Annotated in this window: 14 protein-coding genes; 3 read left to right on the top strand and 11 right to left on the bottom strand. The window is 44.5% G+C overall.

Features of this window, described 5'->3' with window-relative positions; genetic code table 11:
• Window positions 1-110: 110 nt before the first annotated feature.
• The 3 genes from BLQ13_RS23140 to BLQ13_RS23130 all read right to left on the bottom strand — a co-directional run bounded on the left by BLQ13_RS23140 (window position 111) and on the right by BLQ13_RS23130 (window position 3370).
• Window positions 111-1592 (bottom strand): DHA2 family efflux MFS transporter permease subunit, encoded by a 1482-nt coding sequence (locus BLQ13_RS23140; RefSeq protein ID WP_090924079.1) that lies wholly within the window; start codon window positions 1590-1592, stop codon window positions 111-113.
• Between the two features lie 70 nt (window positions 1593-1662).
• Complete coding sequence (locus BLQ13_RS23135) at window positions 1663-2250, bottom strand: TetR/AcrR family transcriptional regulator (protein ID WP_090924043.1); 588 nt, start codon at window positions 2248-2250, stop codon at window positions 1663-1665.
• Between the two features lie 199 nt (window positions 2251-2449).
• Complete coding sequence (locus BLQ13_RS23130) at window positions 2450-3370, bottom strand: NAD(P)/FAD-dependent oxidoreductase (protein ID WP_090924042.1); 921 nt, start codon at window positions 3368-3370, stop codon at window positions 2450-2452.
• Window positions 3371-3803: 433 nt separating this feature from the next.
• Here BLQ13_RS23130 and cyoE point away from each other — a divergent pair, with 433 nt between their 5' ends.
• Window positions 3804-4721 (top strand): heme o synthase, encoded by a 918-nt coding sequence (gene cyoE, locus BLQ13_RS23125; RefSeq protein ID WP_244159429.1) that lies wholly within the window; start codon window positions 3804-3806, stop codon window positions 4719-4721.
• 161 nt (window positions 4722-4882) lie between these two features.
• Here the strand turns inward: cyoE and BLQ13_RS23120 are convergent, their stop codons facing one another.
• The 3 genes from BLQ13_RS23120 to BLQ13_RS23110 all read right to left on the bottom strand — a co-directional run bounded on the left by BLQ13_RS23120 (window position 4883) and on the right by BLQ13_RS23110 (window position 10282).
• Window positions 4883-6652, bottom strand: coding sequence for an ABC transporter ATP-binding protein (locus BLQ13_RS23120; protein WP_090924041.1), 1770 nt, complete (start codon window positions 6650-6652; stop codon window positions 4883-4885).
• Complete coding sequence (locus tag BLQ13_RS23115; RefSeq protein ID WP_090924040.1) at window positions 6649-8394, bottom strand: ABC transporter ATP-binding protein; 1746 nt, start codon at window positions 8392-8394, stop codon at window positions 6649-6651. The genes BLQ13_RS23120 and BLQ13_RS23115 overlap by 4 nt, the downstream gene beginning before the upstream one ends.
• A gap of 649 nt (window positions 8395-9043) precedes the next feature.
• Window positions 9044-10282 carry an MDR family MFS transporter gene (locus tag BLQ13_RS23110; protein ID WP_090924039.1) on the bottom strand — a complete coding sequence of 413 codons (1239 nt, stop codon included), beginning with the start codon at window positions 10280-10282 and terminating at the stop codon, window positions 9044-9046.
• Between the two features lie 158 nt (window positions 10283-10440).
• Here BLQ13_RS23110 and BLQ13_RS23105 point away from each other — a divergent pair, with 158 nt between their 5' ends.
• Window positions 10441-12210, top strand: coding sequence for an ABC transporter substrate-binding protein (locus BLQ13_RS23105; protein WP_090924038.1), 1770 nt, complete (start codon window positions 10441-10443; stop codon window positions 12208-12210).
• 105 nt (window positions 12211-12315) lie between these two features.
• On the opposite strand, the gene BLQ13_RS23100 is transcribed toward BLQ13_RS23105, so the two are convergent.
• From BLQ13_RS23100 to BLQ13_RS23085, 4 genes are all read right to left on the bottom strand, one after another.
• Window positions 12316-14697: a polyprenyl synthetase family protein gene (locus tag BLQ13_RS23100; RefSeq protein WP_090924077.1), complete on the bottom strand. Its 2382-nt coding sequence runs from the start codon at window positions 14695-14697 to the stop codon at window positions 12316-12318.
• A gap of 135 nt (window positions 14698-14832) precedes the next feature.
• Window positions 14833-15630, bottom strand: coding sequence for a sulfite exporter TauE/SafE family protein (locus BLQ13_RS23095; protein WP_090924037.1), 798 nt, complete (start codon window positions 15628-15630; stop codon window positions 14833-14835).
• 488 nt (window positions 15631-16118) lie between these two features.
• Window positions 16119-16874 (bottom strand): SDR family NAD(P)-dependent oxidoreductase, encoded by a 756-nt coding sequence (locus BLQ13_RS23090; RefSeq protein WP_090924036.1) that lies wholly within the window; start codon window positions 16872-16874, stop codon window positions 16119-16121.
• 167 nt (window positions 16875-17041) lie between these two features.
• Window positions 17042-17512 carry a DUF6376 family protein gene (locus BLQ13_RS23085; protein ID WP_208606820.1) on the bottom strand — a complete coding sequence of 157 codons (471 nt, stop codon included), beginning with the start codon at window positions 17510-17512 and terminating at the stop codon, window positions 17042-17044.
• A gap of 142 nt (window positions 17513-17654) precedes the next feature.
• Between BLQ13_RS23085 and BLQ13_RS23080 the strand changes: the two genes are divergently transcribed.
• Window positions 17655-18623, top strand: a complete 969-nt coding sequence (locus BLQ13_RS23080) for a bile acid:sodium symporter family protein (protein ID WP_090924034.1) — start codon at window positions 17655-17657, stop codon at window positions 18621-18623.
• A 101-nt stretch (window positions 18624-18724) separates the two neighbouring features.
• Here BLQ13_RS23080 and asd read toward each other — a convergent pair whose 3' ends face one another.
• The gene (gene asd / locus BLQ13_RS23075; protein WP_090924033.1) at window positions 18725-19810 is read right to left on the bottom strand and encodes an aspartate-semialdehyde dehydrogenase; all 1086 of its coding nucleotides are present in this window, start codon (window positions 19808-19810) and stop codon (window positions 18725-18727) included.
• Window positions 19811-20518: the final 708 nt, after the last annotated feature.

The raw sequence follows: 20518 nt of genomic DNA, 5'->3' as shown, positions 1-20518 counted from the left end.
TCCGGGCGAAATACCAGTAATCATCCGAAAAGGTAGTTCCGGAAAGTAAACAAAAGAGCGATGTTCCCTTGCATTAGGGAACATCGCTCTTTTCAATGATTCATTTCATTTTAGTGCATCGGACTCTGTTGTTTGTCAGCCGATCCAACCTTCACTCTTTTTACAAATAAAGCAATAACAAACCCAACGAGGGCCAGAACAAGCGCAAAGACAAACGCATTCTGTACACCTGATGTGAATCCTGCAAGGATATTTTCCGGACTTTGCGGATTCTCAACACTGCTCAGGAACCGCGTCTGTCCAGCACTCAAAATACTTACGGCAACAGCTGTACCAATCGCACCGGATACCTGTTGAAGTGTATTCATAATCGCCGTACCGTGAGGGTAAAACTCACGCGGCAACTGATTCAATCCGTTCGTCTGTGCAGGCATCATCACCATTGAAATACCAATCATCATGAACACATGCAGCATAATAATCTGGAACAGAGGTGTTGTTGCTTCGATACCTGTGTACAGGAACAAGACAACCGCAACGACCGACATCCCGATAATAACGAGCCATCTCGGACCAAACTTATCAAACAATCGTCCCATCACCGGAGACAAAAATCCATTCAGCAAACTACCTGGTAATAAAACGAGTCCGGCAGTAAGTGGTGTAACAGCCATTCCCTGCTGTAAATACATCGGCAAGATCAGCATGGACGACAGAATCATCATCATACAGATGAAGACTAGAAGCAGTCCTGTCGTAAACATCGGATATCTGAACGCTCTTAGATTCATCACTGGCTCTTTCATACTTAATTGACGGATACTGAACAAGAGCAATGCAACGATACCAATGGCCAATGTGGCAATAACAACCGGGCTGGTCCAGCCTCCGCCAGATTCACCATGTCCACCTGCACTACTGAAGCCATATACGATCCCACCAAAGCCAAGAGTGGACAGAACAATCGACAACACATCAATCTTAGGCTTGGTCAATTTGGAAATGTTCGGCAGGAACAATAACCCACATACCAAGGAGATCAGGAAGAACGGCAATGAAATCCAGAAAATCCAGTGCCAGCTCAAGTTAGCCAGAATCAGACCTGAAATACTCGGGCCGCTTGCTGGTGCAAACATAATAACGAGACCAATCAAACCCATCGCCGCTCCACGCTTTTCAATAGGGAAGATCACCAGTATCGTATTAAACATTAACGGGAGCAACAGTGCCGTTCCCACCGCTTGTAACACGCGGGCTACGAGCAAAATTTCGAAGCTGGGTGCCAGTGCAGCAACCAATGTTCCTGCAATCGAGAAAATAAGCGACGTTGTGAACAACTGTCTGGTCGTAAACCATTGCAATAACAATCCTGAAACTGGTACCAGAACACCCAGGACGAGCAGGTATCCTGTAGTTAACCATTGAATCGTAGTTGGTCCAACCTCAAGCAGACCCATTAGTGGTGTCAAAGCGACATTCAAAGCCGTTTCACCAAACAAACCGATAAACCCGCTCAGTAGCATGGCAAACAAAATCGGAAATACCTTATATTGCTGTGTTTCTTGCTGGTCTTTTGCTGTACCAGCCTTCATGGAAGCCTCCACGATCCCATCCTCCTCAAACATATCCTGCGATTTCTATTTTCTCTTTCTCTTGGTACAACTATTGATGCTGCTGGACATTCTTCGCTACAACTGACAAATAATCCGCAGCCGTCAGCATCGGCTGTTTATCCTGATTGGTCAGTGTGATGATCAATGCACCTTCCATTAAAGAAATAACGAGCAGTGCCGTCTCACGAGCCTTCTCTTCACCAATACCGTCCAACATGAGATGCCTTGCAATGATATCCTGCCAACCCGCAAAAACGTTCTGTGAAGCTGTGCGCAACTGTTGACTAATACAGGAAGTCTCTACAGCAGCCCAGAAGCTGAATGGCAGAAACCCCGTATAACCACAGGCCTCGGCTTCATTCGCTGTTTCATAAATGAATTGCCGAATGCCTTCTGCAGTCGTCTCATGGGCTGCAAAAATTTCCTCGAACCTTTGCAAGATATGGGCATTGGCTGATTGAATGCATTCGAGAGCCAGCTCTTCTTTCCCCTTAGGAAAATAATGATATAACGAACCTTTCGGCGTGTTACTCTCCTTAATGATCTGATTCAGACCGGTCGCATGATACCCTTGTGAAAAAAAAAGTCTCGCTGCTGTGCCAACAATAAGATCTCTGGCATTCGACTTTTCACTCAAAGAAAGCCACTTCCTTCAATAAATTATAACAATCGGTCTATATAATTAAAGTCGCTCGCGGGCAACATGTCAATGCTTTTATTTTAAATTTTACGAAAAAATAACACTTCCCTACTATATAGAGACATAAGTAAAACCGTCAGCCTTATCGACTTGTAATCGAGAATTAGCTGGCGGCTTCACTTCGTGTATTTACGCTTTAGTTAAAATCCCAAGCTTCAACGTTTAACTCATTGTTAATGCTAACAGCGGTTAATGCACCTAACGATGCCGCCGTGATCGCCTGATACAGTTCAGATGCGGCATCTCCAGCACTAAACACACCAGGGACAGATGTTCTTCCTTGTGCATCAACGACGATGGTTCCTGTCTCCGTCATCTCACAACCTATGACTTTGGGCAAATCTGAACCCGTCTGAAGCTTTGGCTGGAAGAAGATGCCCGTACAAGGAATCAATGTTCCATCACTCAGTTCAACTGCGCTTACCATTCCATCCTCCGATCTGATCGATTGAATAGGAGCTTCATAAACCTGCACCCCATGATGTGAAAGATCTTGCTTCTGTTCTGCTTCTAAAGGATTATCATCTTGGATGCACAGCGTAAACTGACTTGTCCAGCCGGAGATTAATTTAGCCATATGTAATGCATGGTTGGCGCTGGTAATGATGACAAGCTCCCGATTCCTGAGTTCCCATCCATCACAGTACGGGCAGACAAATGCGCTTTTTCCGTAGACTTCAGATAAACCTGTAATCTCCAAAGGTAAATCTCTTTTACCAACAGCAAATAAAACCTTTTTCGCGTCATACTGCTTTCCTTCGACTGTTCTAACAACAAACTCACCATGTTGTCCGGTAATCTCCATCACGGTATCAGATGCAAATTGCACTGAAGGATACGCAGCGATCTCTTCTTTTGCAATTCTACGGAATTCCTGCGGACTTACGCCATCTCTGGTTAAAAAGCCGTGTGTCTCTCGGGTCACCCAATTACGAGGTTTTTGATCATCAATCACAAGTACCTGTTTCCGGGCTCTCCCAAGTACCAGCGAAGCGTTAAGTCCAGCAGGCCCTCCCCCCACGATCACGACATCAAATGCATTACGATCTTCATTCATATATAACACCCTTTCCAGACATTTAATATCTCTAATAGTAACAAAAAAAATATTCTCTCTCTTCTGCACACTTGGTACTTAAGAAGCAAAGACATGTGAGATATATAATAGCGTCCCTTCTAACAGATAGTGGAATCCAGACTTTATGTCTCTCGAACAAGACCATTAGAGATATCTTATATCTACAATACAGTTATTATTTCGTATTTGCAATATCTTTGTTTCATTTCTACAATTAAACGATGACAATCTTTCGAAAATACGCGCGTAGCACAGAACGGTTGTTTTAACAATTAAAAAAGTTCTTGTTTTTAAATTGTTCACAATCAAATGACATTATTATAAATACTAGAATGTAATTTAAATCACAACGCGAATTGAATGATATAATGGACACATATTATATTAAGTACAAACAATAGGAAGTGAGTATTTGAAAACATTAAATAATGAATCACAAGCCAATATCAGCCTGGAGTACAGCTCGATTCCAAAAGTATTTTTAGATACGATCAAAATTGGAATCATCAAGTCCAACTTGATCGCCATGTTTGCAGGTTTAAGTTTAGCTTTATATGTATTTGATGCATCTATCGTTGCTAATATTGTTCCGATTTTACTATCATTTCTCGGTTCTTCATTAATCATCGGAGCAGCTGGAGTGTTCAACAATCTGTATGACCGGGACATTGATGCGATTATGGAGCGTACGAAGAAACGTCCTACCGTTACAGGGCGGGTCGATACCAAGTCTGGTCTGATTCTAGGGTTTTCGATTACGTTGATTGGTGCGATTATGCTGTACATCGCATCTCCATCGGCCGCTTTTTTTGGCCTTCTTGGTTTGTTCCTTTACGTCATTCCATATACGATGTGGACCAAACGTACAACGATTTACAACACTGAGGTAGGTAGTCTGTCAGGTGCTGTTCCTCCGCTGATTGGATGGGCAGCCATCTCTCCGGAACTTGGACACTTTGAAATCTGGGCACTGGTCGTAACGATGTTACTATGGCAAATGCCCCATTTCTACGGTATCGCTATTCGTCGCTTCGATGAATACAAGGCGGCAGGCGTTCCGATGTTACCTGTTGTAAAAGGGATTGGACGTACTTATGTACAAACAAATGTTTATCTGGTATTGCTGTTGCTTTCCAGCTTCCTGTTCTGGCCAATGAGCCCGTTTGTTGCCATCGTGGCTTTTCTGGTAAGTCTGGCTTGGCTTATTCTTAGTGTGGCTACGTTTGACAAGAAAGAAACCAAAAAATGGTCACAGCGTATGTTTATTTTTTCCATTAACCATATCACTATCATTTTCTTAGTTATCATTGCGTATTCCTTGATTGCTTAAAGAAAATAAGACAATAGATATTTCTACCAGGCTTTATTAAAAGTGAAGAAACCGTACAGATCCTACGCCTGCATTCAGGCATGATCTGTACGGTTTTTTGTCATTTTATATAACATCTGAATTATCACATTGCTGCTCTATCCGTTTCGTTAAAACCTATACTACCCTGCCTTCACTGGCACCTGCTCTCCCTGCCATAGCAACTGCATCTCTTCATTGCTTTCAAGTAAATCGGCCAGGTTTCCTTCAGCTTCAATACGACCATCTTTCATAACGATAATGTGATCTGCCTTGGTAAGAGCGGCCTTGCGGTGAGATACGGCAATACATGTGACCTCTCTCTCTTTGAAGAGTCCGTCCCAGACCAGCTGCTCTGTTTCCACATCAAGCGCACTGGACAGATCATCAAAGATAAACAGATCTGCCTCGGTCATCAGCATTCGCGCTGTTGCTGATCGCTGAATCTGACCTCCGGATAACATGACACCTCTTGGTCCTACAGGTGTTTCCAATCCTTCAACCAACTGTTTGATATCTTTATCCAAAACAGCCAGTCGAATGGCTTTTTCCAGCGCTTGATCTACATTTCCCTGTTTACCTTGAACGATATTTTCTCTGAGCGTGTCACTGAACAGCCTTGGAACTTGAGGCGTATATGCAGCTCTAGGTGGCATAAGAAATGTTGCCGGATCTACGTGCTCTCCATTCCAGAGAATTTCACCCTGTTGCTTGGGCAGAAGTCCAAGCAGTGTACGAACCAGTGTGGATTTACCAGAACCGATGCGTCCAGTAATGACAAGAAATTGTCCCTGTTTCAGCTTGAAGTTGATGTCTTGTATACCGTTTGAAGATTGCTCATAGCGATAGCTAAGACCATTCACTTCAAGTTCACGCAATTTCTCCTTCGGATTTCTTGCTTCGTTTACTTGCTCTGGCGGCTCTTCATTAAGATAGATTTCCCGTTTCTCCATAATCCGATCCTCTTCACCTGGACGAAAAAGTGTTCGCATCCGATCATAAGACACTTTGAGTCTTTTATGCTGGAATACCATGTATCCGAAAAGTGAAATGCTGAACCCGATATTAACGAGATAACTCGTAAATAAAGCAAAATCACCCACCGTAAAGTGACCCGCCTTCATTTCGGCAGCACACATTAACAAAATAAGCCCGGTACATATACTTAGTACATGCTGATTAAGTGACTTCATCCATTGCTTGAACAGATTGTCTCTTAAGGCAGCCTGACGTCGTTCTTCATTCAGCCGATTGAACCGTGTGGAGACATGCTCTTCTGCCTGACCCAGCTTCAGTGCCTGCACAGCCCCAAACGTCTCGGCAATAAAACTGGTAATACGACCTGTCGCTTCACGATTAACCTGTGCATACTTTCTTGCACGATTACCTGAGAGATTATTCAGAAGCGTCACCACCAAAAGCGGTAAAACAGCAACAAGTGTAATCTTCCAGTTAATGTTGGCCATGATCGCAATGGATACCACTGCAAAAACCAATCGACCCCAAAAATCCACCCAGGATTCGATATATTCAACCACTTCATCGACGTCATCCCGGAAACGACTCATCGCTTCACCTGGAGATGCAGGAAGATTCCGTCCCGGCCAGCGCATAATGCCAGCCAGCATATTCGTCCGCAAAATGGCCTGAATATGATACATATAGGTCACCCAAGCATGGAATGCGACAAAGAACGTGCCTACACGGGTCAAGCGGAACAACGCGATAACAATGAGCGGTACAGCAAGCCACATATAGTCAGCCCTTCCTGTTGATGTCCGGTCAAAGAACCACTGCATCCCAAGCCCCATTGCTAGGGGAAGCGAATGAAAGATACACCATAACAAACCGTTAATAAGAAACAAATAAGGCTTAAAGCGAAACAAGCGCCCTATAAATCCTGTTACATTCATGCCAGTTCCTCCTCTTGGCCCGTGACCAGAAGTCGTGCATAATGGGAGGACGGATTATTCGCAAGCTCCACTCTTGATCCGAATTCCAGCAGCTTGCCTCCACCAAGAACCATAATCTTATCCACCTTCTCCAGCGTGGCTAATCTATGCGCAATAATGATACCTGTTGATCGTTTCATTAATTCATCAATAGCAGATTGAAGTAAATTCTCGGTCGCTGCATCAAGCCGTGAAGAAGGCTCATCCAGTATGACCAGACTCGGCTCCGTTAGAAATACACGGGTCAAAGCGAAGAGCTGCGCTTCCCCTGCGGATAATGAAGCACCTCCTGCAGTTAGATGTGTATCCAAGCCTTCCGGCTGTGTATCAATCCAGTGATGTAACCCCAGTCGCTCTGTTGTTTGCTTAATCATGGCATCCGATACTTCTGAATTAAACAAAGTCAGATTGTCACGTAGCGTACCATCAAACAACTGCACATCCTGTGTCACCATCCCCACTCTGCGATACAGAGCCTGCATGGATAACTTCGTAATATCAGTTCCACCGATACGAATCGTGCCCTGATCCAGATTGTACAGACGTAGAAGAACACGGCTCAGACTTGATTTTCCACTTCCCGTTCGACCGATGATGCCTAGCCGTTCTCCCGGTTTCACCGCAAAGGTGATATCCTGAAGCACAGGTTTATCCTCATTGTAACTGAAATACACCTGATTAAACTCCAGTCCAAGCGGGCCATCAGGTAACCTCTCTTCGCTTCCGTCCTCAATCTCGCTTCGTAAAGACAATAATTCGCTTGAACGAAGCATACCTGATTTTGCCTTTTGAAACTCCTGTACCTGATCGCCAAGCAACTCGATAGGTTCATTCAACATCTGGCTGTATTGATAGATCAAAAACAAGGTTCCAATGCTGATTGCACCGTCGATATAGTAGTGCACACCCAGAAGCAAAACGACCGTAACGGATACAATAAACATGACCACCGTGGTGTTCCAAGGGATAACCCTGAGCATCCATGCCTTCCGGCCTTTGAGGAAAACGGTGCGCATCGTACGAAAGAATCGGTTCATCACATATGGTACATGTCCATTCGCCTGCACGTCCTCAATACCGGCAATTCGTTCCTCAATCAAGCTGAATAAGGAAGCACTGGCGGCGCGCTCATTTTTGGAAGACTCCACTCCAAGATTGCGAATAATGACCATGAACAGAATAGATAATAACGTAAATACGGTCATAACCAGTGCGATTGGCACATTAATCGTAAACATGAATCCCAGAATACCTGCGAGCAGAACAAAACTGCCGATGACCTGTACGATAAACATGGCGAAGAAGTTCGAAATGCTCGTTACATCGCCATCCACGCGTTCAATCATCTCTCCAGGTGTTTTGACGTTATGAAAACGCATATCCAGCCTCAGGCAATGTTTCAGTAAATCTCCACGCATCCGGTTGGTTGCTCGCCAGGCTACATCGTTTCCTAAATAACTGACCGCGATCGTGATCAATTGATTGCTCACAGCAATGAGCAGGAAAAGCCCGGCAAGTTGTACCAGATCACCCAGAATCCCGCCGCTTGCAGCCGTATCAATGAAACGTTGAATAATCTGTGGATTGAGAAGCTGCAGCCCTGTTGATGTTAACAACATGATCAGCAACACGGCCAGCTTGCCTTTCACCGGCTTTAAATATCGTAGCAGCCATGACATGGAGCGTTTTTCTGTTTTGGGCACCAGCCCCACCCCTTTAATTAAAAATTTCACTCGGATTTATACTTTGACTCGCGCATAATTATCATTTGAATGTTGAATCTTCCAACTACACTTTTGATTACCTTCGCTATGACGAATCATGTATGAGCGTATTGTAATCAGCAAGGCCTCCCGAAGAAACACATTGTTTGCATGCATTAACCATAGTTTATTCTTCCTTTCTTATGGATATAGATCGAACTTAAGTAACAACTTGGAATCGATTTCAGTTCTTGCTTTTTTCCTTTCACTTTTACTCTTACTCATGCTCCTTTCCATGTGAACCGTCTGGTGGAATGAAAAAAAAGCCATAGATGAACGAAGTTCATCTACAGCTTGATTGGATCGAAAAGCCAGCCAGAAAATGTGACATTTCAGCTTCTTCTCTAACATCGCAGTATGAATGAGCGTCCAGACAGGATTGCAGTAAGCTGGACTGTCCAAACATGGTCAATACTCTACCTGGATAATGTCACTATGCTCATGCATATTCAATTATTGGTTGAAGCACCTGCGCTGGCTGATCCATCATTGTTTATCCCACCCGTTCCACATATTTGTTGTTTATTGTATTCGCTCATTCTTTATACGTCAACATAATTATTAACTTAATTGTTATTTACTTCATCTGTTAGAGTCCAATTTGTACAGATTCAGGTGTTTGCTTTTCTCTGCTGACAAGTCGCTTATGTGCTATCAGTAGAAAAGGAACCCCGAGTGCAGTCGTTATAGCAATGGGAATAAAGACGGCAAGTCCATTTCCCGCACCAAACTGGCTTAACAGCAACCCACCAATGACCGGAGCCGCAACATTTCCAATATTGTTGAAACCGATTGTACCAAAATACGTTCCTTTCCATTCAGGCTTTGCAATTCGGTCGATAAGCATATCCATCATGGTAAAGAGTAGTACTTCCCCTACTGTAAACAAGATGACACTTATCATCATCAGTACAATCCCTTCGGCTAGACCAAATAACAACAGACTTGCGGCAACGAGCAGATTCCCCAAAATAAGCGGTACAAGCGGCGGTGCATTCCGGAAAGTACGAACGAGTGGATACTGGATGATGAGCACGGTGATCGCGTTGAGTGAGAGCATATACGAGAACATCTGACTTCCATTTTCAAAGATTGGACTTCTCGCCAGATACTGAGCTAACGTAGAGCTGAAGTGGCCATAACCTAACACACAAAACGTCGTCCCAATTAGCACAGGCAAGAATACCCGATCCCGTCCGGTGGTCATGAGGGCTTCGCGCAGACGAGGTGCAATAACCTCTAGACGTCCGGGCAAATTGGCGTGATGCAGTTTAAATTGAAGGCCCAGAATCAGACCATACGCAATATAAACGAGCCCCGAGATCACAAAAGGAAACGTCGATTCCGATGATCCCAGCTGAAATCCGATAATTGGCCCGAACACAACCCCCAAGTTAATCGCTGCATATCTCAGATTAAACACTAGCAGTTTGTTCTGCGGTGAAGTTATGTCAGATAACAACGCTCTTGAGGTTGGCTCAAACACAGCCCGGCACAAACCGTTTAACGTGTTTGCAACAAAGAACACCCATAGATGTTCAGCTGCCGCAAAAATGAAAAATACAGCGGCCCAACTAAATACCGAGACGAGCATAACGATTTTGCGACCGATTCGATCAGAGATATATCCCCCGTAAAAGCTGACGAGCACTCCCGCCAGTGAACTTACCGCAACCGTGATTCCCGTCTGGGTCGGCGTGGCTTCAAGCACACGTGTCAGATAGATGGACAGAAACGGAATACTCATCGACGTTACGAGGCGCCCGAACATCGTCCCAATAATAATGGTCCAGGCCAGCGGGTGAATTTGCTTCAAAATATGCTTCATCTTTCATTCTCCTATCTTGCTGCGTTCTCTATCTATCCTGTTGCTACGAAAATGGATGAATTCTCTCATCCTCATAGGTATAATTGTAAAGATAAAAGGGGGAAGTAAAAGTGTAATGTTTCATTCTCACTTTTCACCTTTATGGAGGATCTATACACATGGATACGATATACACTCACTTTTTAAGACTTGCTGGCTCTGATATGCTCTCGATTAAGATCAATGAACCTGTACCCGTAACGATTGAGAATCTGTCCTCCATCCTCTGTTGCACTCCACGCAATGTTAAATTCATTCTACGAAAGCTGGAAGATCAGAATTTTATCCATTGGAAACCTGGACGTGGACGAGGCCATCATTCCGAGCTTACACTACTGCGAAGTCTGAATGATGCTTTAGAATCCAACTTTACTGAACTGTTATTCAAAGGCAAACTGAAAGAAGCCATCGAGTTGATTGGAAGTGTGCAAATCGATGACTTGATGCGGGAAAAACTGATGCTTACTCTTCATGACCAGATGGGATTTCGCAGTTACACCGAAACCGCCTCTGGCCAGGATACACTTCGCATGTTGAGATCACGTCAACTGGGTGATCTGGACCCGGCTTCGGTTTATACGGCTTTTGAAACCTATCTTCTTGGCCAAATATGCAACACACTGATTACTTATAACGCCCACACCGATACCTTCTTACCCGCACTTGCACATACATGGGAATCTAACAAAGACCATAAAGAATGGGTATTCTATTTGCGAAAAGGGGTTCGTTTCCATGACGGACGTGTGATGACATCTCATGATGTTCAGGCTTCATTGATGCGTTTGTTTGATACAAATTGTTCGTCTTTGTGGCTGTACCGTGATATTAAGCGAACAGAAGTGAACGGTGATTATTGCATCAGGTTTATATTGCATCGGGCGAACCGTTTTTTTCTGCATCTGTTCAGTTGTATTCGCATGACGGTACTGCCCGCGGATTATGACTCGAACCAGAATTTGGTCGGCACAGGCCCGTTTCAGATCACCGAGATGAATGAAGATGTGATTAAATTGAAGGCATTTGATGCTTATTTTGGTTTCCGTCCTCATCTCGATCAGATCCACATCTGGTTTCTCCCTGAGCCGGCTTCAAGCGACGGTTATTATGATATGTCTGGTACTGACCGGCTTAGTCTGAATGGAAGCAGTCATGAGCGACCTCACTATATCGACTATCCTGCACTGGGATGTCAGTATATGCTTTTCAACTTCAATGTCCAGGGTTGCCATCATACACTGCCTTTCCGTCAGGCCATGCGCATCGTCTATGATCCGGTCAACCTGGTGAACGATTTGGGTGAAAATCGAATTACACCCGCCAGCAGTTTTCTCCCTTGGAAAAGCGCTGCACAGAGCTGGGAAGCCACATCACTCGCCGATGCTCAAGCATTGCTTGAACAATCGGGTTATCAAGGAGAATCCTTCTTGTTATCTTATAAGAAAAACAAAGATTCCGATGTGGCGGAGTGGATACAACAACGCGCACTTCAAATTGGGTTAAGAATTGACCTTGAACCTTTTGACGATTATCTGGATGTCGTTAAGACCTCAGATGCACCTTTGATTCTCAGAGAAGAAATACTGGAGGACGACTGGCAGTATGGCATGATTCACTTTTTCAAAAACCAAAGCAATACGCTCCATGAGTACATGACTCCCGAGCTTCAATCCATATTGGATTCCCTGCTGGACGCCTTTCCACAGCTTCCTCACAACGAGCGTAGCGAGCTTCTGGAGCAGGCTGAAGAATTGCTGCGGGAAAATAGCTGGATGTTGTACGGATGTCATATGAACAAAAAAGCGGAATTGCACCAGAGTTTCTACGGCATGCAAACTTCAGAGTTTGGATTCCTGGATATCTCGAAGCTATGGATCAAAAATGCGTAATAAAATAACCCTCAGCCCCGTTAAAATACGGGTGAGGGTTTTATTGAGTATACATCGAATAACAGTTATAAGTTCGGTAAATCCGTTAAAGCCTCAATGTTAGCCTTACCGTTCACGGCCGACGAGATAATCCAGCAGATGTTTTAAAAATGGAATCGGTTTAGGCATTTGACGTAATGCATCCGTAGCAAGACAGTAATGCTCCCACAGCGCTTTTTGAGCACCTGTCTCTCCCAGAATGGATACAAAGGTTGAATTGTTATTTCGCTCATCCTGACCAGCAGGTTTGCCAAGGGTTTGTTGATCTCCTCCATAGTCCAGCAAGTCGTCCCTGATCTGAAAAGCAATGCCTGCATGATACGCAAACGCTTTTAGCGCGTCAATCTCCTCATCTTTTACTTCTGCCAAAATCGCTGGCATAACCAGTGCCGCCTCAAAGGCAATGCCTGTTTTGTAAAAACAAATCGTGTTTAGCTCCTCCAGCGAGAGCAGCTTCCCTTTCGAATCAAGATCCATCGCCTGACCCATACACATATCTTCTGCTTTTATAGCCGAATATTGAATCAGCTTCAACACCGTTTGCGCATCAAATCGGTTCAATGAAGACTGCTCACGAATCGCTCGCTGAATCAGGAATAGTCCTGTGAGTTCTGCCGTCGCGCTATTATGCAACTGATGAAGCGTAGAACGTCCACGTCTTATCTCGGCATTATCCTGTGTGGGCAGATCATCAAAGATGAGTGAAGCGGTATGCATATATTCCATGGAGCGTAACAACGGCGTGATTGCCGACTCGCTAAGCCCGTACTCCTGAACACCCATGACCCAAGTCAGGATCGGACGCAGACGTTTGCCATCCCCTTGCAGACTGTAGTTAGCCGCGTCCATCAGCTTCCCCTTCATTTCGAGCTCCTCAGCGGCTTTGTTGATCTGAAGTTCTACATTGATCTGCTCACGTACCGTTCGGATCGTCTGCTGGAACGACTCTTTCTCTTGTTTATCATTACTGAGCTGCGAAACAACCTGATCCCGTAACAATTTATCCAGAAAGTCCACGTCATCTGCTTTTCGCACCATTTGTTGCACCGCGTGATTAAGTTCAGGTTGGCCTGAAGCAAAGATCGTCATGACCTCGTCATACTTCGCCTGACCGAGCCGCTCTCTGCAACGCTTCAGCCCGTTAATCGCACGATCCAGGATAACCTCCCTCGCCTTGGCATTGGAATGGTAGACATCATGGATTAGAAACGAGATGACTGCCCAGTACAGCTCATACGGGTTAATCAAATCCGGACGCAGGTCACGATATTTCAAATAATACGTGTAAGGTGTCACGGCCTCGTCCTGCATATCATCGAACATATCCGCAAAATCATCCGCAAGCTGATTATAAATCCCGTAATGGAAGGTGCGCAGATCAAACCCTTCATCTTCCGGTGCGCTCAGAACAGAACGAACAATCAACCTGGACGACGCCGACTTGATAATGATCGGAATGTACAGCTCTTCATTCGTATAATGCGCATTGGATAATTTCTTGCCACGATCGATCTCCTGAGATTGAAAGAACACATAAGACTGTTCAAAAAAAGTGTGCCGCATCTCCTCATGCTGATAGTTCCGAATATATTCAAAGGCCTCTCGAAGCTCGGAGTGTACATACCGAATCACTTCAAGCTGAGGTCCCTTCCATTCTCCAAGATCAGGCACAATGCCGGTAAGCAGTGCTTGTTGTATCATCGCCGAATACTGTTCCTTTTCCTGTGTAGTCAGCGCCTGAGAATCGAGAAGATCATCCACAAAAGGGTATGTTAAACCGTAGGAATAACCCAGCCTGATGGCTGCATCAAGCTTTGCGATCCGTTCCTCCCGCGGCGTGTCCTCTGTAAGCTCATCATCGACGTGAAGCACGACACCCAGAATAATCTTGATCAGTTTACGTTGAGCCTGTGCCGCATCGAGTTCTGGTGGGATGTTTGCTGCAACATGTTTTAATTTGTCCATCACCCAGATGACTGCCTCTTCAATTTGTTCTCGCTGTCCCCATCGATATAATGCTGCCGGGCTTATGTAGTCAGCCTGACGTTGTTGTTCACTTGCGACACGCATAAAATATGCTTGGGTATCCTTAGCGATACGCTGAATCTTGTCTTTTGTTTTCGGGTTATCCAGCGCCTGCCCCAGATCGCGCATGTAGATGTATGAGATGCTGCGATCCAGATAATCATCGATCTTGCCTTTCGCATTGAGCCAATGCATATATTTCTGAATATCAGTGGCATCCGGTTTTCTTTTGCCAGCGAACCAGGATAACCAGCCCCAACGATGGATATGTTTTTTTTGCCAAATTCTAAAATCTTTCGTAAGTGTATCTATATGAGTATTATTCAGCAGTTGCTGAGAGAGTGTCACAAAATACTGAGATGCTTTCTGCTCTGCGTGACGATAAGCCTCATCCGCATTAGCCTCGGCTTTCGTCTGATTCATAAGTACGTTGTTCATCGGTCGATCCCTCAACTTCAGTTAAAGTTAAACATGGTCCGCTCATGTTCATATCCTATATACGGCACTTCGGCCGTTTGGTTACGAAATCGCTAATGTCTGAAAGATAAGAGCGTTAATTTAGAATATCGAAGACCATACTTTAACCGCAGTAATCGCGATCAGAAGAAGCAACGCATATCGAAGTAGCCGCACATTAACCATTGAACTTACTCTCGAGCCAATCGAAGCACCAATCAAACTTCCCAGCACCGTGTAAATAATCGGCTCCACCGGAATGTCTCCCGCAGATAACTTCCCAATAACCCCTCCTATTGCAGAGATGAAAACAACCGCAAGGGATGAGGCAATCGTTGTCCGAACCGGAATCTTCAGAACAGTCAACATAACAGGGATGAGTACGAATGCACCTCCAGCCCCGACAATTCCTGAAACGATCCCCACAGCAAGCGAAGTACTTGAAGCAATCATTTTATTAAACGTTAACGGTTGGTCCAGATCCAGCCGCCCCTTGCTCGGGATGAGCATTAAAACGATCGCTATGATCGCCAGTATGCCATAAACGAGATGAATCATACGTTCAGCCAGCATGCCTGAGATAAAACCACCAATTAAACTGCCCACCAGAATACTGCTTCCCATGTACAGTACCAGTTTGGAATCAATCACAGCGCCGCTAGTTTTGCCTGCTTTTGCTTTTCTGCGAAATGCAACTACGCCCGCAAGCGAAGCAAAGAACACTTGAAACATGCTGATGGCTGACACCTGATGAGCCGTGAACGGTTCGAGCCCTGCCATTTCCGGCACATACAGCAGGAGAGGGAAATTAATGATCGCTCCACCAATGCCAAGCAATCCGGAGAAAAATGAACCGATTAGACCCAGTATAAACATGATGAAGAACAGCAAAAGATCCATCGGTTATACGCTTCCTTTCATGAACATAATACGAAGATACGAAATCAAAAAAAGATAAAATTTCATTCCAAAAAACATATACAGGACACTTGGATTCGGGTATAATACTTTAAAACCAAGTAATTTAATCAGAAATGAGTGATTAAGCATGTTGAATGTGTTGAAGACACTTTTTGTGAATACATGTCCTCGCTGTAACGAAAAATTACAAACACATCATGATGAATTATGCTCAGTCAAAACCTGCACTCATTGTCACTATAAAGAAGAAAGTTATGGCTCACTCGGAGTCCGTATTGTGTACGACACCACAAATGGATAAAACGAGCAGCCCTTATATTGTATCATGAACTCCTAAATTTCGTGATGATTCGACACTATTGTATGATGAATTTATTACAAGAGTGAACATGAAAAGGCACAGGATGATTACATCCTGTGCCTTTGGTTCATTTTAAATGCAATATGATTTAGAGTTAGATAACCCGTTATTTCGTTTTGAAACTCAGGAAGCCATCATCAACTGCCACTGTTGTACCGTTCATTGCACTCGCGGCATCACTGAACAGGAAGGTCACCACACTCGCTACTTTTTCCGGCTGGATCAACTCTCCGCGCATATGTTGAGTGGCCAACGCATCCTTCATGGCTTGGTCATTTCCCAGAATCGGAGTTTCGATGAATCCAGGTGCCACACCCAACACGCGAATTCCATGCTCGGCCAGTTCAAGCGCACCCGATTTGGACATCATCACTACTGCTGCTTTCGCCGCATTGTAGTTGAAGCTGCCTACTGCTGCCACGCTTCCATAGATCGAAGCTGTATTAACAATCGTGCCTTGCACGTTTAATTCAACCATTTTCTTCGCACCATAATACATACCGTAGTAGACGCTGTGTTGGTCTACATCAATAACTTTGTGATAGGATTCCGGGTCCATCTCCAGAAACGGCTTTACAAGACCGATCCCAGCGTTGTTGAAAATTCCGTTGAATGTTCCATACTTTTCGACAGTCCAGTCAATCAAAGCTTTAATCTCATCACCTTTGGATACATCTACTTTATAAGCTCCGGCTGTGCCACCGGTTGCTTCAATCTCGGTCGCAACCTGTTTGGCTCCTTCTTCGTTAAAATCCGCGACAACGATTGTTGCTCCCTGTGCAGATAGTTGCAGTGCTGTTTGTTTTCCAATTCCGCTTGCTCCACCTGTGATAACAATGACTTTTCCCGTATGTTCGGACATAACATAGATCTCCTTTGCTAGTCATAATCCATATAGTTTTTCTTTCTTCAAAATAAATATGCAAAAAAGACGAGTAACCCCTCCAGATCACCCATCTTCTGTAACTTTCCTGTTCAAATGCTCCTTAAGGAGAAGGAAAGATTATTCTTATTTTTAAATTAAACTTATTATTCCGTTTGTAATCCGCTCAGTGGTTCCTTCAGGCTGTTGATGTTGTTGATCAATTCCGGAATACCTGTTTTTTCCCAATTCTCTGCGGTAATCCCTTGCTCCGCAATGGATGTTTCGAATTGGTTCATTACCTCTGTCAGCTGATTATTATAACTAACCAGATTCTCATGAATGTTTTCTCCAATAGCAGGCGCACTCATCTCCGAAAATTCTGCGGCTTCTGCTTGAATTAAATCAATCTTCTCTTGAATCTGACCCGTTACATCCGGGTTATTGATGGCATCCGTTGCAAGTTGTTGTAACTCGGTTCCAGCACTCGATACCTGATTAATATAATCCGTAGCACCGCTTACATAACTCAAACTTTGATTGGCTTGCTCTACAATCGAACAAGCGGATAGCATCAACATACTGGAGGCCACAATGGCTGTGATCATCGTCCTGTGTCTTCTTTTTCGCCTTCGCATGATTATCTTCCTTTCTTCATCTCAGAATGATGGTACCTTACTTCATGATACTTGTTCACAAAGCTACATTGCAAATCAGCCTGCATAGCCGGACATTCCGATGTATAATAGGAGAATCACACAATAAAGGGATGTCGACATTATGCTTCAGGCCTTGAATCAACGCTTGAACCGCATCATGCCACTGATTACCCCCGCTAGTATTATCATTGGTGTTTTATGCGGCAGTTTTTTATCTTCTTACACGTATTTGTCGCCTTGGCTATTTGCCTTCATGACGTTCGCGGGCAGTATTAGTCTGAGCGTACGAGACTTTGTAAATGTCTTAAAAAAGCCTTTTCCGCTGTTTGTTTGCCTTCTGATCTTGCATTTGGCAATGCCTCTTATTGCGCTGGGCATGGGTCATCTCGTGTTTCCAACCGATGCTTATACCATCACAGGACTTGTTCTCGCTGCGGTCATTCCGACGGGTATTAGCAGTTTTATATGGGTAAGCATCTACAGGGGAAATATTGCGCTTACGCTTTCGATTATTCTGATTGATACCTTGTTGGCTCCGTTTGTTGTGCCCGGCGTGTTATCCCTGCTTGTTGGCACAAGCGTCACACTGGATACGGCAGCGATGATGAGCAGCCTATTCTGGATGATTGTTTTCCCTTCACTGCTGGGTATGCTCCTGAATGAATGGACTAAAGGTGGGATCGTTCCTGTATGGGGACCTCGGCTTAATCCTTTATCCAAATTGTTTATGGCTTCGGTCGTTGCCATTAATGGCTCGGTTGTCGCACCCTATCTGGCTGACTTCAACTGGCGCTTGGCTGGGCTGGCGGTAATTATCGTTTTTCTGGCATCCTTCGGCTATGCACTCAGTTATTTCATTGCGAGATGGCTAGGTTGGAATGAAGCGGATCAAGTGGCTCTTGTTTTTAACGGAGGAATGCGTAACATTAGCGCTGGTGCCGTTCTTGCAGTTACTTATTTTCCGCCGCCCGTTGCTGTCCCTGTCGTACTTGGGATGGTATTTCAGCAAATGCTTGCTTCTCTTTCAGGGTACTTGCTCGGCAGACGTTCTCAGCTATTGCGCAACTCGGATAAAACCTCAGCAGCTTGATATCGATTTCACTTGCAGAAAATGGAATAAAAAAGGCTCCTGAACTGTCACTTGGAGATGACAGATTCAAGAGCCTTTTCACATTATATAAAAAAAATCGCTTATTTCGGTTGAATATATCCTTCTGCTTTGAGCAGTTCAGCAATCAGTACGGCTCCACCAGCTGCTCCGCGCAGTGTGTTGTGGGACAATCCAACAAATTTATAGTCATAGAGTGAGTCTTCACGCAAACGGCCTGTAGAAACGCCCATGCCACGCTCGATATCACGATCCAGCTGAGTCTGCGGTCTGTTCTCTTCCTCAAAGTACGTAATGAACTGCTTCGGCGCGCTTGGCAGAGCCAGCTCTTGAGGACGACCTTTAAACTGAGACCAACGCTCCAGAATTTCATCTTTGCTCGGTTTTTTCTCGAAGTTCACAAAAACCGTTGCCAAGTGTCCGTCTGTTACCGGCACACGAATACATTGTGTTGTAATCAATGGTGCAGATGCTTTAACGATCTGATTATTCTCTACACTTCCCCAGATACGCAGTGGCTCCTGCTCACTTTTTTCTTCCTCGCCACCAATGTAAGGAATCACGTTATCTAGCATTTCAGGCCAGTCCGTAAAGTTTTTGCCTGCTCCCGAAATCGCTTGATATGTGGAAGCTACAACCTGTGTCGGGTTAAACTCACGCAATGCATGTAGAGCCGGCACATAACTTTGGATAGAACAGTTTGGTTTTACAGCGATAAAACCTGTCGTTGTACCCAGACGTTTTTTCTGAGCTTCAATAACTGCCAAGTGGCCCGGGTTAATCTCAGGAATGACCATTGGCACGTCTGCTGTCCAGCGGTGTGCGGAGTTGTTGGACACGACAGGTGTACCTGTTTTGGCATAAGCCTCTTCCAGCGCCTGAATTTCATTCTTTTTCATATCCACCGCACAGAAAATAAAATCAACCTGGCTTGCAAAAGCTTCAACCTGAGATGCATCTTGCACCACAATGTTTTTCACAGGCTCAGGGATTGGAACCGCTAGTTTCCATCTTCCCTTTACAGACTCTTCATACGTTTTACCTGCCGAGTTGGCACTTGCTGAAATCGCTGTTACTTCAAACCACGGATGTTGATCCAGCAGGTCTACGAAACGTTGACCTACCATTCCTGTTCCTCCGACAATACCGACTTTTAATTTTGCTGACATGGAATCATCATTTCCTTTCGATTTAAGTTAGAACATCTGTTACTGTCATCGTACATGGGATATTCGAAACTTGATTACCCTATCATTCACACTATTCAGGTCCATCCAAAGCGTGTAATGCCAGCTCCGAAAAAACCAAAAAATCCCATCCCCAAGACAAAAGTCTCAGGGACGAGATTGAACACTCGTGGTACCACCCAGATTCGCAAATATGTCGCCATATTCGCCTCTTCAAGTATGTGAAGGATGACCCCGCCCCTATATAAGTTAAAGTAATTATTTACACGTTACACGAACACTCCGATGACAGAATAACCTTCCAATCGCTGTTATCCCCAGATTTCTTGATTCCCTTTTAGTTAAGGGAAAATCCGGTGATAAAGGCGAAGCTTATGCTTACGATGTAGCTTTCTTACAGAAAGCTTTTAGCTTCGCTTCTCCAGGTTTTTTCTGCCCTCTCCGTTTATGTGTAAAATAAAAGTTCAACTAATTTAGATGCTGTCTTCATCCGTTTATACTCTAGCTCTATAACAGGAGCGCCTGTCACACCATCCTTCAGCGTAAGCCGATTCCGATGTGCTGCTCAGAGTCTTTATTCGATAAAAGGTTCTTTGCTCCTTTTCAGCTACCGGAGCTCTCTGATGAAAGAATGATTTTTATCTACTCGTCTCGTCGTTGCATTTGATATTGCGATTATAATATCAAAAT

Source organism: Paenibacillus polysaccharolyticus (assembly GCF_900102085.1).
Classification (GTDB): domain Bacteria; phylum Bacillota; class Bacilli; order Paenibacillales; family Paenibacillaceae; genus Paenibacillus; species Paenibacillus polysaccharolyticus.
The sequence above is the reverse complement of the archived record's forward strand: the minus strand, read 5'-3'. Positions and strand labels throughout refer to the sequence as shown.